Annotated in this window: 12 protein-coding genes; 10 read left to right on the top strand and 2 right to left on the bottom strand. The window is 44.7% G+C overall.

The window, feature by feature from the left end:
- The first annotated feature begins 50 nt into the window (after nucleotides 1-50).
- The 7 genes from DXK30_RS07655 to DXK30_RS07625 all read left to right on the top strand — a co-directional run bounded on the left by DXK30_RS07655 (nucleotide 51) and on the right by DXK30_RS07625 (nucleotide 11,263).
- Nucleotides 51-1,808 (top strand): AMP-binding protein, encoded by a 1,758-nt coding sequence (locus DXK30_RS07655; protein ID WP_114701206.1) that lies wholly within the window; start codon nucleotides 51-53, stop codon nucleotides 1,806-1,808.
- 334 nt (nucleotides 1,809-2,142) lie between these two features.
- Nucleotides 2,143-3,897 carry an AMP-binding protein gene (locus DXK30_RS07650; RefSeq protein WP_114701205.1) on the top strand — a complete coding sequence of 585 codons (1,755 nt, stop codon included), beginning with the start codon at nucleotides 2,143-2,145 and terminating at the stop codon, nucleotides 3,895-3,897.
- A gap of 240 nt (nucleotides 3,898-4,137) precedes the next feature.
- Nucleotides 4,138-5,748 carry a carboxyl transferase domain-containing protein gene (locus tag DXK30_RS07645; protein WP_114701204.1) on the top strand — a complete coding sequence of 537 codons (1,611 nt, stop codon included), beginning with the start codon at nucleotides 4,138-4,140 and terminating at the stop codon, nucleotides 5,746-5,748.
- Nucleotides 5,749-5,913: 165 nt separating this feature from the next.
- Nucleotides 5,914-6,723 (top strand): enoyl-CoA hydratase/isomerase family protein, encoded by an 810-nt coding sequence (locus DXK30_RS07640; protein WP_114701203.1) that lies wholly within the window; start codon nucleotides 5,914-5,916, stop codon nucleotides 6,721-6,723.
- Nucleotides 6,724-6,800: 77 nt separating this feature from the next.
- The gene (locus DXK30_RS07635; protein ID WP_114701202.1) at nucleotides 6,801-8,900 is read left to right on the top strand and encodes an acetyl/propionyl/methylcrotonyl-CoA carboxylase subunit alpha; all 2,100 of its coding nucleotides are present in this window, start codon (nucleotides 6,801-6,803) and stop codon (nucleotides 8,898-8,900) included.
- Between the two features lie 59 nt (nucleotides 8,901-8,959).
- Nucleotides 8,960-9,880: a hydroxymethylglutaryl-CoA lyase gene (locus tag DXK30_RS07630; protein ID WP_114701201.1), complete on the top strand. Its 921-nt coding sequence runs from the start codon at nucleotides 8,960-8,962 to the stop codon at nucleotides 9,878-9,880.
- A gap of 195 nt (nucleotides 9,881-10,075) precedes the next feature.
- The gene (locus tag DXK30_RS07625) at nucleotides 10,076-11,263 is read left to right on the top strand and encodes an isovaleryl-CoA dehydrogenase (RefSeq protein ID WP_114701200.1); all 1,188 of its coding nucleotides are present in this window, start codon (nucleotides 10,076-10,078) and stop codon (nucleotides 11,261-11,263) included.
- A 123-nt stretch (nucleotides 11,264-11,386) separates the two neighbouring features.
- Here DXK30_RS07625 and DXK30_RS07620 read toward each other — a convergent pair whose 3' ends face one another.
- Nucleotides 11,387-12,115 carry a pantothenate kinase gene (locus tag DXK30_RS07620; RefSeq protein ID WP_101205592.1) on the bottom strand — a complete coding sequence of 243 codons (729 nt, stop codon included), beginning with the start codon at nucleotides 12,113-12,115 and terminating at the stop codon, nucleotides 11,387-11,389.
- 59 nt (nucleotides 12,116-12,174) lie between these two features.
- Entirely contained in the window at nucleotides 12,175-13,176 is a 1,002-nt protein-coding gene (locus DXK30_RS07615; protein WP_114701199.1) for a biotin--[acetyl-CoA-carboxylase] ligase, read from the bottom strand.
- A gap of 175 nt (nucleotides 13,177-13,351) precedes the next feature.
- Here DXK30_RS07615 and DXK30_RS07610 point away from each other — a divergent pair, with 175 nt between their 5' ends.
- The 3 genes from DXK30_RS07610 to DXK30_RS07600 all read left to right on the top strand — a co-directional run bounded on the left by DXK30_RS07610 (nucleotide 13,352) and on the right by DXK30_RS07600 (nucleotide 15,986).
- Nucleotides 13,352-14,155, top strand: coding sequence for a sulfite exporter TauE/SafE family protein (locus tag DXK30_RS07610; RefSeq protein ID WP_201508140.1), 804 nt, complete (start codon nucleotides 13,352-13,354; stop codon nucleotides 14,153-14,155).
- Nucleotides 14,156-14,200: 45 nt separating this feature from the next.
- On the top strand, nucleotides 14,201-14,677 hold the full coding sequence (locus tag DXK30_RS07605) for a hypothetical protein (protein ID WP_114701197.1): 477 nt from the start codon (nucleotides 14,201-14,203) through the stop codon (nucleotides 14,675-14,677).
- Nucleotides 14,678-15,044: 367 nt separating this feature from the next.
- A complete protein-coding gene (locus tag DXK30_RS07600; protein ID WP_114701196.1) occupies nucleotides 15,045-15,986 on the top strand; it encodes a hypothetical protein in 942 nt (313 codons plus the stop codon).
- Nucleotides 15,987-16,036 lie beyond the last annotated feature (50 nt).

The following is a 16,036-nucleotide window of genomic DNA, read 5'->3' as shown; positions in this document are numbered from 1 at the left end:
ACAGTTAAATGGCAATACCAACATCAAGTATCAAAACGAAAGGACTCGTTATGAACCAGCTAACCAGTTTCGACAGTATTCTTAGTGCTGTTCCCAAAGTTGACATAGGCGCGTGCTCAGCGAATGCGCCGCTTACCCAAAGCCATGACAAAGGAATTGATGTACCGCTGATTGAGGCGACGATCGGTGATTTTTTTGATGCTATTGTTGAGAGATATCCTGAGCGTGAAGCCTTAGTTTCTCGTCATCAAAATATCCGCTGGACGTATCAACAGCTACAACAGAAAGTGAATCAGCTGGCAAGCAGTATGATTGAGATGGGGCTTGAGATTGGCGATCGTATCGCTATTTGGTCGCATAACAATGCTGAATGGCTACTGATGCAATTAGCCACGGCAAAAGTCGGTGTGATCCTTGTTAATATCAATCCTGCCTATCGTTCCTTTGAACTGCAATACGCTCTGAATAAATTGGGTTGCTCGGCATTGGTACTGATGCGTCATTTTAAAACCAGTGACTACGCCAGTTTAATCCGTGAGCTATGTCCTGAAATTTACCATAAAGACTACACTCAGCTTGATTTGGTTGAGATTCCAACGATTGAACGTATCATTTGGATTGATGAGCCAGACTCTGACGAAGACTTTAATTTTATGCAAAAGTTCTCTGCATGGATGGCAGAAGGTGATGCCAACGATCCACGTGTTGCCGAGCGTCAATCCCAGCTTCAAAATACAGACTCAATCAGTGTGCAATTTACCAGTGGGACGACAGGTACGCCAAAAGGTGCCACATTAAGCCATCGTAATATCCTAAATAATGGCTATTTCCTTGGTGAAGGTATGAAGCTAACCTGCGATGATAGGCTATGTATTCCATTACCGCTTTATCATTGCTTTGGCATGGTAGGTGGTAATCTGGCCATTTTAACCCATGGTGGTTGTGCCGTTTATCCCAATGATGGTTTTGATCCGCTGACCGTATTGCAAACGGTTGAAGAGGAGAAGTGCACCGCCTTGCTTGGTGTACCGACGATGTTTATCGCGGAGCTTGACCATCCAGATTTTGATAGTTTTGATTTGTCTAGCTTGCGTACAGGTGTGATGGGTGGCTCTAGCTGTCCAATAGAAGTCATGCGCCGTGTTATGGATAAGATGCATATGAGCGAAGTCACTATTGCGTATGGTATGACAGAGACCAGTCCTGCATCTTGTCAAACTAGCTCGCAAACGCCACTCGAAAAAAGAGTCTCTACCGTTGGGATGGTGCTTCCAGCGCTTGAGGTTAAAATCGTAGATACGGAAACGGGAGATGTCGTACCGATTGGCGAGACGGGTGAGCTACTTACTTATGGCTATGCGGTGATGAAAGGCTACTGGGGTAGCCGATTTAAAACACGCGCGGCAATTTCTGATGGCTGGATGCATACTGGTGATTTGGCAGTGATGGATGAGGATGGCTATATCACTGTAGTTGGTCGTAGTAAAGATATGATCATTCGTGGCGGCGAAAACATCTATCCTGTAGAAGTCGAAAATTATCTCTATCGTCATCCTAAGATTCGAGATGTGCAAATTGTAGGGGTACCTGATAAGCACTATGGTGAAGTACTAGCGGCTTGGATTATTGCAAAAGAACCAGACAGTTTGAGCGAAGAAGAAGTCAGACAGTTCTGTCAGGAGCATATTGCTCACTACAAAGTGCCGACCTACTTTCGATTCGTCAATGACTATCCAATGACCGTGACTGGCAAAATTCAAAAATACAAGATTGTTGAACAAATGATAGAAGAGTTGGGTTTAGAGTAATTTAAAACTATGAGCAATAACCAGTATTAAAAACAAAAGGTTTATGCATTATTGACACCATATTTTCTGTAGAAACCAGCCATAGTATAAATATTGTGGCTGGCTTTTTTATGTCAAATATTTGCCATGATTCTATGTTACCTTTTACTAAGTAGAAATACAGACTTCTTAATTAAATGATACATACCGTATTGATATTGTTGACAGGCTTTCATTGATGGCGTTATAGTAGCTGAATGCTATGTAAGGCCTGCTCAAGGAAGAAGGTTTGCTCGCAGGCTGTTAATAAGTGCGATTTATAAATAATATAAAAAGTAAAACGAAAGGACTCGCTATGATTCAAAATCCTGATTTCGATACCATTTTAAACAACATTCCTAGTATCAATATGGGCGCACGCTCAGCCAATGCACCCCTTACCAAAAGCTATGACAAAGGTCCTGATGTACCGCTGATTGAAGCGACAATCGGTGATTTTTTTGATGCTATTGTTTCCAAATATCCTGAGCGCGAAGCACTGGTCGTCCGTCAACAAAATATCCGCTGGACATATCGTGAGCTACAGCAGCAAGTGAATCAGCTAGCCAGTAGTATGATTGAGATGGGACTAGAGATTGGTGATCGTATCGGTATTTGGTCACACAACAATGCTGAATGGCTGCTCATGCAATTGGCCACGGCAAAAGTCGGCGTTATTCTCGTTAATATCAATCCTGCCTACCGTACTTTTGAATTGCAATATGCCTTAAATAAATTGGGCTGCTCAGCGCTCGTACTGATGCGCCATTTCAAAACCAGTGACTACGCCAGTTTAATTCGCGAGCTGTGTCCTGAGATTTACCACAAAGACTACACTCAGCTTGATTTGGTTGAGATTCCGACGATTGAACGTATCATTTGGATTGATGAGCCAGAGTCGGATGAGACCTTCGGTTTTATGCAGAAATTCTCTGCGTGGATGAGCGAGGGCGATGCCAACGATCCCCGTGTTGCCGAGCGCCAAGCTCAGCTTAAGAACACCGATGCTATCAATGTACAGTTTACCAGTGGCACGACAGGTACGCCAAAAGGTGCAACCTTAAGCCATCGTAACATCCTTAACAACGGCTACTTCATCGGTGAAGCCATGAACCTCACTGAAGAGGATAGGCTGTGTATTCCAGTACCTCTGTATCATTGTTTTGGCATGGTGCTTGGTAATCTAGCGATTCTCACACATGGCGGTTGTATCGTATATCCAAACGATGGCTTTGAGCCGTTAACCGTATTGCAAGCAGTCGAAGAAGAGAAATGTACAGGTCTGCACGGCGTGCCAACGATGTTTATCGCAGAGCTTGACCATCCTGAATTTGAAAACTTTGATTTGTCTACCTTGCGCACGGGCATTATGGCCGGGTCTAGCTGTCCGATTGAAGTTATGCGCCGTGTCATCGATAAGATGCACATGAGCGAAGTCACCATTGCCTATGGTATGACAGAGACCAGTCCAGTATCTTGCCAGACCAATGAGCATACGCCACTTGATAAACAAGTCTCGACGGTAGGACTGGTACAGCCTGCGCTTGAGGTGAAAGTCGTTGATACAGAAACAGGTGAAATTGTTCCGTTAGGTGAGACGGGTGAGCTGCTCACGCGTGGCTATTCAGTGATGAAAGGCTATTGGGGCAGCCGCTTTAAAACGCGTGAGGCGATTCAAGATGGTTGGATGCATACCGGTGACTTGGCCACCATGGATGAGGATGGTTATGTCAAAATCGTTGGTCGTAGTAAAGATATGGTGATTCGCGGCGGCGAAAATATTTATCCAGTAGAAATTGAAAATTATCTCTATCGTCATCCGAAGATTCGTGATGTGCAAATCGTGGGTATACCGGATAAGCGTTATGGTGAAGTGCTGGCAGCGTGGATTATTCCGAAAGAGCCTGGCTGCTTGACTGAACAGGAAGTACGCGAGTTCTGTAGTGAGCATATCGCTCATTATAAAGTGCCGACTTACTATCGCTTTGTGACTGAATATCCAATGACCATCACTGGCAAAATTCAAAAATATAAAATCATTGAGCAAATGAAAGAAGAGTTGGGTTTGTAGTAAGCTTGCTTATCTGCTCTAAAAAATAAAAGACTAACCATATTCATTTGACTATAAAAGTATTACAGCGTTAACCTCGCTTGAAGTATCACACATACATCTGCACTCGGTTGCCTTGTACTACTTTTAAATTAAATCGACTATATGTGAGCAACGCTTAAAAATAGTAGTTAGTATCATTTATATGAAAAGCTACTCACATCTACGTATCTATCTATGTATAAGAAAAAAAGGGATATCATGAGCGCTATCATAACCAGTAAACTGAGTCCAAACTCAAGCGATTTTCAGCAAAACAGTGCCGCGATGCAAGAGATAGTCGATGACTTGTATGTACACTTGCGTAAAGTTGCCCAAGGTGGCTCAGAGCGCGCACGAGCCAAGCATTTAGCGCGTGGCAAGTTGTTACCACGTGAGCGCGTCGAGCGTTTATTGGATGTAGGTACACCGTTCCTAGAAGTGGCACCAATGGCCGCACATGATATGTATGGCGAAGAGATTCCAGCGGCTGGCGTAATTGCAGGTATTGGTCGTATCAATGGCATCGAATGTATGATTGTCTGTAATGATGCCACGGTAAAAGGCGGTACGTACTACCCAATGACGGTCAAAAAACACCTGCGAGCACAAGAAATTGCGCAAGAAAACCATCTGCCATGCGTTTATCTGGTTGATTCAGGTGGTGCAAACTTACCGAACCAAGATGATGTGTTCCCTGATAAAGAGCATTTCGGTCGTATCTTCTTTAATCAAGCAAATCTGAGTGCGGTAGGCATTCCACAGATTGCTGTGGTCATGGGTAGCTGTACGGCTGGCGGTGCCTATGTGCCTGCCATGAGTGATGAATCTATTATCGTTAAAGAGCAAGGTACGATATTTTTGGGTGGTCCGCCACTGGTAAAAGCAGCGACTGGTGAAGAGGTCACGGCAGAAGATTTGGGCGGCGGCGATGTACATACCCGTCTATCAGGCGTGGTTGATCATCTAGCCCAAAACGATACCCACGCGTTATCGATTGCCCGTAATATCGTCAGTCATCTCAATCGCCCTACAAAAAATATTCCTAATCAAATCACACCGCGTCCGCCACGTTACGATGCCAAAGAGCTCTATGGTGTTATTCCAACAGACAAGCGCAAGCCATTTGATATCAGAGAAATCATCGCGCGTATCGTTGATGACAGTGCCTTTGATGAGTTTAAATCGCGCTTTGGTACGACGTTGGTTTGTGGGTTCGCTCATATCGAAGGGATGCCTGTTGGTATTATTGCCAATAACGGTATCTTATTCAGTGAATCAGCGCAAAAAGGCACGCACTTCATCGAGCTGTGCTGTAAACGCAAAATCCCATTAGTATTCCTCCAGAACATTACTGGCTTCATGGTGGGTCGTAAATACGAGAACGAAGGTATCGCTCGTCATGGTGCCAAGATGGTAATGGCGGTGGCTAATGCCAAAGTACCAAAATTCACAGTCATCGTCGGTGGCTCGTTCGGCGCTGGTAACTACGGTATGTGTGGCCGTGCTTATAGCCCGCGCTTCTTATGGATGTGGCCAAATGCCCGTATCTCTGTCATGGGCGGTGAGCAAGCAGCTTCAGTACTGGCAACGGTCAAACGTGATAATTTTGATCGTAAAGGTGAAGTGTGGAGGGATGAGGACGAAGCGGCATTTAAAGCGCCGATTCGTGAGATGTATGAAGAGCAAGGTCATCCGTATTATGCTACCGCACGTATGTGGGATGACGGCGTAATTGATCCTGCTGATACCCGTAATGTATTGGCTTTAGGATTAAGCGCAGCTTATAACGCACCAATTGAAGAGACGACATTTGGGGTTTTTAGAATGTAAGCATTCTAAGGTCTACCCATAATAAGCGACTATTGCGTTAACCTCATTTGAAGTATGGTTTGTACATCTACGCTTAGTCTTTGCACTTGGTTTCCTTGTATTAATATTATTATGGATTGACCAAGAGTTTGTTTAAATATTTATATAAAAAATATAGAGAAAGTTATGCAAAAAGACAGTGATAAAAATTATAAAAGCCTACTGGTGAAAGTGGAGCAGCATGTGGCGACAGTGACATTGAATCGTCCTGAGATACGTAATGCCTTTAACGATGAAATGATTGCTGAGCTAACCGATGCGTTCAATACACTTGGTGCTGATGATGAGGTACGTGTCATTGTGCTAGCAGCTGCTGGCAAAGCGTTCTGTGCAGGTGCTGACCTCAATTGGATGCGTGCCATGGCAGATTATAGCTATGAAGAGAATCTAGCGGACGCCGATAAATTGGCACAAATGCTTAAAACTATTTACGAGTGTTCGAAACCAACAGTCGCGGCTATTCAAGGTGATGTTTATGCTGGCGGCATGGGGCTAGTTGCTGTCTGTGATGTGGCCATCGCTGTCAAAATTGCAAACTTCTGCCTCAGTGAAGTGCGTTTAGGGTTGGCTCCTGCCACTATCAGTCCTTATGTTATCCGAGCGCTAGGTGCTAGAGCGTCGCAGCGTTATTTCTTAAGTGCTGAAGTGTTTGATGCTAAGAAGGCACGTCAGCTTGGCTTTATCCATGAACGTGTTAGCGAAGAGTGGCTGGGCGATGAGGTGGCTGCGTTCTGTAACAAGGTCGTCAAAAATAGCCCTGATGCAGTCAAAACCTGCAAGCAGCTATTACACGATGTCGCTGGTGCGCCTATTACAGATGAGCTGATTGCTGACACGGTCAAAGGTATCGCTGATATCCGCTCATCAAAGCAAGGCAAAGAGGGAGTTCAAGCGTTTTTGCAAAAGCGTAAACCTGATTGGCTAATGGCAGACTAACTAGTAGCAGAACAATGATAGGAAAATGGGCAAATAGACAAGACGTCAAATAATAACGACAAGACACAGGGATAGTTATGTTTTCTAAAATTCTAATCGCCAACCGTGGTGAAATTGCTTGCCGAGTGGCCGCGACTGCTAAGCGTCTTGGCGTCAGTACCGTTGCTGTTTATTCCGATGCGGATCGTGAGGCCAAGCATGTGGCTGTCTGTGATGAGGCTATCTATTTGGGTGGTTCGGCACCGAAAGACAGTTATCTAAAAGGCGATGCTATTATTGCTATCGCTAAGCAAACAGGCGCCCAAGCAATTCATCCAGGATATGGGTTTTTGAGCGAAAATGCAGACTTTGCACAAGCCTGCCAAGATGCTGGTTTGGTGTTTATTGGTCCATCGGCGGATGCTATCCGTGCTATGGGCGGCAAGTCTGAGTCTAAGCGCTTGATGGAATCGGCTGGCGTGCCGCTGATACCGGGCTATCATGGTGATAACCAAGATGCACAGTTTTTGCAGCAGCAGGCCGATAGCATTGGCTATCCTGTCTTGATTAAAGCGAGTGCAGGTGGCGGCGGCAAAGGTATGCGTATCGTTGAAAAAAGCAGCGATTTTATTGACCTGTTAGATTCATGCCGCCGTGAAGCGATTACCAGTTTTGGTAATGATCAAGTGTTGGTCGAAAAATACGCGCTAAAACCACGTCATATCGAAATCCAAGTATTTGGCGATACGCACGGTAATTATGTGCATCTGTTTGAGCGTGATTGTTCAGTACAGCGCCGCCATCAAAAAGTACTAGAAGAAGCGCCCGCGCCCGGTGTTGATACTGCCATGCGTGAAGCGATGGGCACAGCGGCAATCGAAGCAGCACGTGCTGTCGATTACGTTGGTGCAGGTACTGTTGAGTTCATCGTTGAGCAGCGTGAAGACTCTATGAATTTTTATTTCATGGAAATGAATACGCGCTTGCAAGTTGAGCATCCAGTCAGTGAAGCCATTACTGGTGTCGATTTGGTCGAGTGGCAGCTTTTGGTTGCTGCGGGTCAGCCATTGCCAAAATCGCAAGATGATCTGGCCATCAATGGTCATGCAATTGAGGCGCGTATCTGTGCCGAAAACCCTGATAACAATTTCTTGCCAGCGACAGGAACTTTATTCACTTATCAAAAGCCTGAGCATAGTACCTTTAACATTACCGATGTGCGTATCGATGATGGCGTACGTGAGGGGGATGTGATCAGCCCTTTTTATGACTCTATGATTGCCAAGCTTATCGTGCATGCTCCTACGCGCGAGCAAGCGTTGGCAAGACTAGATCGTGCATTGGCACAGACGCGTATCGTTGGTCTGCCAAACAACGTGGCATTTTTGCGTTATATTTTAAATACCGATTCATTTAGCAAAGCCAATCTCGATACGGCATTGATAGAGCGTGAGCAGGATAAGCTTTTTGACCAGCACCCTCTCGGATTATCGACACTTGTGGTGACTGCTATTGCGCAGCAGCTTGCGAGCGAAGCGACCACGCAGGGCTCAGATCCGTTTAGCAAGCCAACGGGTTTCCGTGCTTACAGCGATTATACTCGTTCATTTAGCTTGGTTTATGATGAGCAGGCTTATAGCGCCCGCATCAGTAATTGGCACAATGCGAGTGGTGCTGATAGCAAAAAAGGCGGCGATAATCTCAGTAGTTTTACGCTCGTCATTGGTCAAGAAATCGCGAATACGCAGGATGATAGCAATATCAATGTAGCGGCTCAGACCGAAACGGTTTATGAAGGTCAGATCAGCTATGATAGCAGTGACGCGCACAATCATACTTTATGGTTAGAGGGTGCACGTATCAGTGCCCAAAGCTGGGTAAATAACGAGACAGTCTACGTATTCACAGATAGCGGACGTGATGAAATTACGCTTATTGATATTATGGCACATGTGGGCGAAGATACAGCAGCAGTTGGCAGTTTGAAGTCGCCAATGCCAGGACAAGTGGTTGCATTCAAAGTAGCTGTTGGCGATACTGTGAAAAAAGGCGAGCCACTTGCCGTCATCGAAGCTATGAAAATTGAACACACCATTACTGCACCGACGGATGGTGTGGTAGCAGAACTATTATTTGCAGCAGGTGACTTGGTCGCTGATGGTGATGAGCTATTGCGTATCGATAGTGAGAGCGCATAGCTGACGAAGCCTAATAAGAAAGCCTCATCAAAGCGCAAATAACAAAAAGGACGACAAGTATGAGCCATTTGTATCCAAGCCATGTCACCATTGTTGATGTCAGTCCACGTGATGGACTACAAAACGAATCCATGACGGTACCGACTGAAGTTAAGCAAACGCTCATTAATGATTTAATTGCGGCGGGTGTCAAAAAATTGGAAGCGACCAGTTTTGTTTCGCCAAAGTGGGTACCACAAATGGGTGATAACAGCGAGTTGCTCGACGCACTAGCACCGACGCGGCAGACGGACGTTTGCTACTCGGTACTGGTGCCCAATATGCGTGGCTTTGAAAATGCTATCGTACATCGCCCGGATGAAATAGTCATCTTTGGCTCAGCCAGCGAAACCTTTAGTCAAAAAAATATCAATTGTAGTATCGATGAGAGTATTAAACGTTTTGCACCAGTGGCTGCGGCAGCAAAAGCACAAGGCATCAAGGTACGCGGCGTGATCTCTTGTACGGTTGGTTGTCCCTATGAAGGTGAGATTGACCCTAGCCAAGTAGCTTATGTCACCAAGCGATTGATTGAGATCGGTTCAGAGCAGATTGGCATTGCCGATACGATCGGTGTGGGCACACCGCTTAAAGTACAACGAGCGTTGCAAGCAGCACTTGAGTATGCTGATATCTCTATGCTATCGGGTCATTTTCATGATACTTATGGTCAAGCATTGAGCAATACTCTGGCTGCATTACAAATGGGTGTGAGTGAGTTTGATACCTCTGTCGCTGGCTTGGGCGGTTGTCCTTATGCTAAAGGCGCAACGGGCAATGTCGCGACTGAAGATGTGGTGTATATGCTGCATGGTATGGGTATCAGCACGGGTATCGATTTGGAAAAATTGGTCGTAGCAGGTGAGCGCATCAGTGAATTTTTAAAGCGACCAAATGGCTCAAATGTGGCACGTGCTCTAATCAATAAACGTCAGTCTTAAGTAGATAGTCAACCCACTGTGAAGGTATGACAGCGTTAACCTCGTTTGAAGTATTCGATATACATCTACACTCGGTTGCCTTGCCATACTTTCACATTGAATGGACTATGACATCAAAGATAACATTAAAAATAATATGGCTTTAAAAAATAGATTAAAATTCGAAAATTAAATATTTATACACAAGGAATGGTTATGAGTTTACCTGGATTGAATTTTCAACTTGGCGAAGATATTGACGCGCTACGTGATGTCGTACAGCAGTTTGCAGCAAATGAAATCGCTCCACGTGCTGCCGAGATTGACAGCAGCGATGAGTTTCCAATGGATTTGTGGCAAAAAATGGGCGACCTCGGTCTACATGGTATTACCGTTCCTGAAGAATACGGCGGCTCTAACATGGGCTACGTCGCCCACATGGTCGCGATGGAAGAGATTAGCCGAGCTTCGGCATCGGTAGCGCTTAGCTATGGCGCACACTCTAATCTATGTATTAACCAAATCAAACGTAACGGCTCTGAAGAACAAAAGCAGAAATATCTGCCAAAGCTAATCAGCGGCGAGTTCATCGGTGCATTGGCAATGAGTGAGACTGGTGCTGGCTCAGACGTCGTCAGTATGAAACTAAGAGCAGAAGAAAAAGACGGCAGCTATATTTTAAATGGTAGCAAAATGTGGATTACCAATGGTCCTGATGCTGACGTGATGGTGGTCTATGCCAAGACCAATCCTGAATTAGGCGGCAAAGGCATGACGGCCTTTATCGTTGAAAAAGGTATGGAAGGTTTTGGTACCGCACAAAAGCTAGACAAGCTCGGCATGCGCGGTAGCCATACTGGTGAGATGATTTTTAATAATGTAAAAGTAGCAAGCGAAAATATCTTGGGCGGTCTTAATGAAGGCGTCAAGGTACTGATGAGCGGCCTAGATTATGAGCGCGCTGTATTGGCTGCAGGTCCTATTGGTATCATGCAAGCAGTGATGGACAATGTCGTGCCTTATATCCATGATCGTAAGCAGTTTGGTCAAGCGATCGGTGAATTCCAGCTGATTCAGGGCAAAGTCGCAGACATGTATACGATATTGCAAGCGGGTCGCAGCTTCTTGTACACCGTGGGTAAAAACCTCGATATGTTGGACGCGCGCGGTGCTGGTCATAGTCGAGAAGTACGTAAAGACTGTGCCAGTGTGATTCTATGGTGTGCCGAAAAAGCCACATGGATGGCAGGCGAGGGCATTCAAATATTTGGCGGTAATGGCTATACCAATGAGTATCCACTTGGTCGCTACTGGCGCGATGCCAAGCTATATGAGATTGGCGCAGGTACCAGTGAAATTCGCCGTATGCTAGTCGGTCGCGAGCTGTTTAACGAGACCAAATAAGAAGATATGGAAGCAATAGCTAGCAATACGTTAGCTATTTTATGATAGTAAAATAAAAAAGCAGCACGTGTAAAACGTGCTGCTTTTTTCATGTCAACGTTAAACCGAATTATCTATAAGCGGTTAAGACTTATTGCGATAATCAAAGTATCTTGCCAAACCGTTCAATAGCAAATCATCACGTAAGCGCACTGGACGATTAACATGCTGGGATATAATGGCGGCATCACCACCTGTCATAATCAATTCAAAATTAGGGTGACGGTGGCTAATCTCATTGATCGCGCCAACGATAGAGAGCAAAATACCGCGATGCACCGCGTCTTGAGTGGTCAAGCCTTGACTGACGCTATCAAAAGTACCGTTCGAGATAGTGATTTGCTTAGTACCAGAGAACAGTGATTCACGTTGCAGGTAGATGCTAGGGAAAATATAACCGCCCAAATGCTCAGCATGATCAATCAAATCAATGGTTACCGCTGTGCCACAACCAATCACACACTGGCGCTTTTTCTTATCGACCGCACCGAGCATCTGTAGCCAACGATCACAGCCGAGCTGCTGATCATTGTAAGCACTTTTCATCAGCGCATGTGCTGCATCGACATGGACAAACTCAAACGGAATATTCAAACGACTGAGTGTCTCTGATACTTTGGCATTGAGATTGTCACCCAATACTGATGAGATACCAATAAAGTCAGGCGCATAACGCTCAAAGCGATCCGTCAGACCCATAAGTAGTTCGGCAGGTGCTTGCAAATGCTGCTTAGCATCATGCGCGACTATTTGTCCGATATCATCGGTTAGCCAGTATTTTAGGCGGGTATTTCCAAGATCAAGCCAGAGCATAAAAGTCCCTTTATATAGTGCTCGTTAATGATGGTGTTCATCAATATAGTTGTCTAAGCCTAATAAATAACGTCGATGCGTCCAGTAAAAAGCGTAGAAATCTTACCGCTATCTTGGCGCAATTGCAAACAGCCATGTGTGTCGACACCGCAAGCGATTCCCGTCACGACTTTTTCTTCGTTATTATAGTCTTGGGTGACGCGTAAGCGCAGACCCGATAGCGCATCCATCATCGCAAACTGCTCCAAAAAACTATCCAAGTAATAAGTATGACCCGTTGGCTGCTCTATGCCCAAATGCTCAAAGCGTGTCATCGCCGCCATCAATGCTTTGCACATCTGTTGATAGAGCATTGGTAGGTCTGGTAGGCTCGCAGATCGTGTCTCTAAAGGTAGCATCTCATTAATGCCTTGTAAGCTAATCGCTTGATAACTCATGCCCTCAGACGTTTGTGTGGTGAGCTTTGGTGCTGCCTGTACGTTTAGGCCAATACCTAGCACCACACCAACCAACCTGCCAGCTTTCGTCACTGGCTCTATCAAAATCCCAGCCAGTTTATTAAAGGGTAGGGTACGCTGATTTGCTACATTACTATTCAATGCTGAGTCTAATACTGAGTCTAATACCGAGCTGTCCGTTACAGATTGCACTTTAGATAGCTCTTCAGATTGGCTCTGAGCTTGCTGATAAAACCCCAAGTCATTTGCCCATTTCACCCCAATTGGTGTCAGTCCTTGCGCTTGCAGTTGCTCGTTCAGTGTTTGAATGATAGGCATCTTCGCCAGCTCAAGACCAATGATAAGCGATAGCAAGCCACTGATTGGCATATGCACGGGATGGTATAGCGACAGATAGACATTGCCGCGCGGTGATTGCCACGAGCGCCCGTGCTGACCACGACCTGCGCTTTGGGTTTCCGCGGTCAAAACGTGTACGGTGGCGACATCTAATGACCCGTTTTGTAAGGCTTCCATCAGCTCGCTATTGGTCGAGGCGCTACTAGCCACATGACGGTGATTGAGCTCGGATAAATAGGTAGAAAAACTAGTGAGTGGCGGCATAAGTTTAGTCGATGTGGTTAAAGGAAACTTTGATATACTGAGCGATTGTTGCGGTCAGACAGTACCGAGTAAACAGCATAAAGGTCACGCTGAGATTTGGCAAATACAATTAAGCACGCCTAAGCGCTAGTGAGTACTATAGCGCCAGTCAGTATTATAAAAGGTTCGTTCTATGATGTTATATGTGTGGTTTGTGATTGCAGGCGCGTTTGCGGGTGTCAGCGCGGGCTTGTTTGGCGTCGGCGGTGGCATGATTATCGTGCCCGCATTGGTATGGATTTTTACCGCTTATGACTTTTCGCCAGAAGTAATCACTCATCTGGCCATCGGGACGTCATTGGCGACCATCGTTGTGACCTCGATCAGCTCGCTGACTGCCCATAACAAGCGCGGCGGCGTGCGCTGGGAAGTATGGCGCAAGATGGCGCTTGGATTGGTCATCGGTAGTTTGGTCGGTGCTGGTATCGCGGATATGATTGATGGGCAAGTACTACAGGCTATCATTGGTTTCGGTGCGCTATTGGTCGCTCTAAAAATGCTGTTCTTTTCGAATAAAGAGCAGGTGGGCAAACCGTTACCATCGGCCGGTGTCCAGTTTGGTGCTGGTACGGGTATTGGTATGGCGTCCTCTATTTTTGGCATTGGTGGCGGCAGCTTGACCGTACCATTCTTGAACTGGGCAGGGCTGCCGATGAAACAATCGGTCGGCACGTCAGCAGCGTGCGGTCTACCAATTGCCTTGGCTGGAGCAGCAGGGTTTGCTTGGTTCGGTCAAGACGTGGTCAATCTACCTCAAGGCACGATAGGATTTGTCCATGTCACAGGATTCTTGTTTATTTCAGTTGCCAGCTTTGCGATGGCAAAAGTCGGTGCCAAGCTTGCCCATGTCTTACCTGCGCTGATACTTAAGCGCGCATTTGGCATATTATTGATATTTGCTGGAGGGCAGTTGTTATTGAGTGGGCTTGGAATGTTGTAAGAAACCAATTGTTTTTAATTTTGATTATTATATAGAGAGTTAAAAATGTTTGCAGTAATAGCTAGTCTGTTAGGAGTTCTCATTGGTGGACTACTTCCTTATATAACGAATAAACAAATACATAAGCATGATATTGATAAATTAAAGTTAGAACATAATAAGGAAGTGAAAGTTTTTACACGTGAAAAGTATGAGCAATTAACTGTTAAGTTGTATCGCCTAGCTTATATGGCTTACGAAGGCGTATATTATCGTTCAAAAAATGAAAACCTGAATTTTACAATGGAGACATTCATGATGTTAATGGCTGAAGTTGATACCTTAGTCATGCTTCATTTCCCTTTGTTAGAAGATGATTACGAAAAATTTTCTAAACAACTCGTTAAATTATATATCGAATTATTTTCTGGTAGTTTCGGACAGTGTGAGGTTGCTAAAGAAGCATTTGATAGAGAAGCTGATAACCTATTAAAAGTTGTTAAACGACATGCTGATGAATATACGCAGATAGTCACTTCTTAAGAGTAGCCTTATTTCCTTTACTAACTTCCATTGACTGCCTTTTAAAAGATTATAGTCTTAGAGAGTGGTGGTATCGTCTATGACAGCCATAAATACCACAATTTCAGGTAGAATAGCCGCCTGTTTTTGCTATGTTTATTGTTCCTTTATGCGTCTAAAACCTTTAAAGCTAAAAGGCTTCAAATCCTTAGATAAACTTGACATATTGTATAGTCGATTCAATTTAAAAATAGTACAAGGCAATCGAGTGTAGACGTATATGTGATACCTCAAGCGAGGTTAACGCTGTAATACTTTTACAGTGGCATGACTATAGCAATGACAAACCTTTATAAAGCTAGTATGCAAACCGTGAGACATTATTAGTATGAAAGCTGCAGAAAAATACCGCCGTGTTTTCGGCTCAATAAATCATCTAAAAGACCAGTTATCGTGGACGACGGGTCTCTCTAATATGGTAGAGTTTTTGGCATGGGAGCCGCAGCGTATTTTAGGCATCACTAAAAAGCAATACGTACGCCAAATCATTGAATGGGCGGCCCACCCAGAGTTAAAGGATAAAAATATAGAAGAGATTGAGCAATCAGTCATCAAAAAGCTCAATACGAAAATGAATGAAACTGAGCAGCTAGAGACGTATTCAACGCAAACGATGGGTATCTGTAATGCGAGAGAAGCCGTGCGCCGCGTAACGTTCTTTTCTGAAGACTATCTCAATAAAGAGTTCGATATTTTTTTGAGTTTGTGCAGCGATGTTTATCTAAACTTATTTTATCAGCAATTTATCAACTTTGAGCCAAGTGGGTCATGGTCGACACATGGTAATAGCGGTATGTTCGAAAACAGTACAGAGCTAAAAGCAATGTATATGGACAACCTCGCCTATAACCATCAGGCGAATGTGCTGATAGCCAATGAGTTAAAACTCGCTAGCCGGAAAAACCCAGACCCAATCCTAAAGTACTGCTTGATGTACGAGCATTTATTAGCAAAAGGCTTTATCGATAAAGGGGCAAAGTTTTTGCTGTTATTTATCGGTGGTGACGCACTAAAGCAAAATAAGCAAACGCTCGTAGATCGAGAGCTGTCTCTATGTTATAAACGGCCTAGGAAGTATCAGTATTTACTAAGGCCAGAGCTGTTAGAAATAGTCGATTATTTAGAAGTAGCAAATATCTCTTGGTCAGCCTTTATCGAGTTTAATAATCGCTACTTAGTAGAAAATAATGTCTGCCAAGTGGAGCAAAAACTGTTACGAGGGTTCCATCAAAGCCTTGAATCGAAATCGTTTATGCACTTAGCCGTTTAACCCTAAAAACCTACTACAATTTCAGGTAGAATAGCCGCCTGTTTTTGCTA

The organism is Psychrobacter proteolyticus (genome assembly GCF_003350005.1).
Classification (GTDB): domain Bacteria; phylum Pseudomonadota; class Gammaproteobacteria; order Pseudomonadales; family Moraxellaceae; genus Psychrobacter; species Psychrobacter proteolyticus.
Note: the sequence above shows the minus strand (reverse complement) of the source record. Positions and strands in the feature narration are given on the sequence as shown.

What these genes read in the sequence shown, in the direction of transcription:
- DXK30_RS07630 (WP_114701201.1), top strand. Translation starts at nt 8,960, where the DNA reads ATGAGCCATTTGTATCCAAGCCATGTCACCATTGTTGATGTCAGTCCA.
- DXK30_RS07605 (WP_114701197.1), top strand. Translation starts at nt 14,201, where the DNA reads ATGTTTGCAGTAATAGCTAGTCTGTTAGGAGTTCTCATTGGTGGACTA.
- DXK30_RS07625 (WP_114701200.1), top strand. Translation starts at nt 10,076, where the DNA reads ATGAGTTTACCTGGATTGAATTTTCAACTTGGCGAAGATATTGACGCG.
- DXK30_RS07650 (WP_114701205.1), top strand. Translation starts at nt 2,143, where the DNA reads ATGATTCAAAATCCTGATTTCGATACCATTTTAAACAACATTCCTAGT.
- DXK30_RS07655 (WP_114701206.1), top strand. Translation starts at nt 51, where the DNA reads ATGAACCAGCTAACCAGTTTCGACAGTATTCTTAGTGCTGTTCCCAAA.
- DXK30_RS07620 (WP_101205592.1), bottom strand. Translation starts at nt 12,115, where the DNA reads ATGCTCTGGCTTGATCTTGGAAATACCCGCCTAAAATACTGGCTAACC.
- DXK30_RS07640 (WP_114701203.1), top strand. Translation starts at nt 5,914, where the DNA reads ATGCAAAAAGACAGTGATAAAAATTATAAAAGCCTACTGGTGAAAGTG.
- DXK30_RS07615 (WP_114701199.1), bottom strand. Translation starts at nt 13,176, where the DNA reads ATGCCGCCACTCACTAGTTTTTCTACCTATTTATCCGAGCTCAATCAC.
- DXK30_RS07635 (WP_114701202.1), top strand. Translation starts at nt 6,801, where the DNA reads ATGTTTTCTAAAATTCTAATCGCCAACCGTGGTGAAATTGCTTGCCGA.
- DXK30_RS07600 (WP_114701196.1), top strand. Translation starts at nt 15,045, where the DNA reads ATGAAAGCTGCAGAAAAATACCGCCGTGTTTTCGGCTCAATAAATCAT.
- DXK30_RS07645 (WP_114701204.1), top strand. Translation starts at nt 4,138, where the DNA reads ATGAGCGCTATCATAACCAGTAAACTGAGTCCAAACTCAAGCGATTTT.
- DXK30_RS07610 (WP_201508140.1), top strand. Translation starts at nt 13,352, where the DNA reads ATGTTATATGTGTGGTTTGTGATTGCAGGCGCGTTTGCGGGTGTCAGC.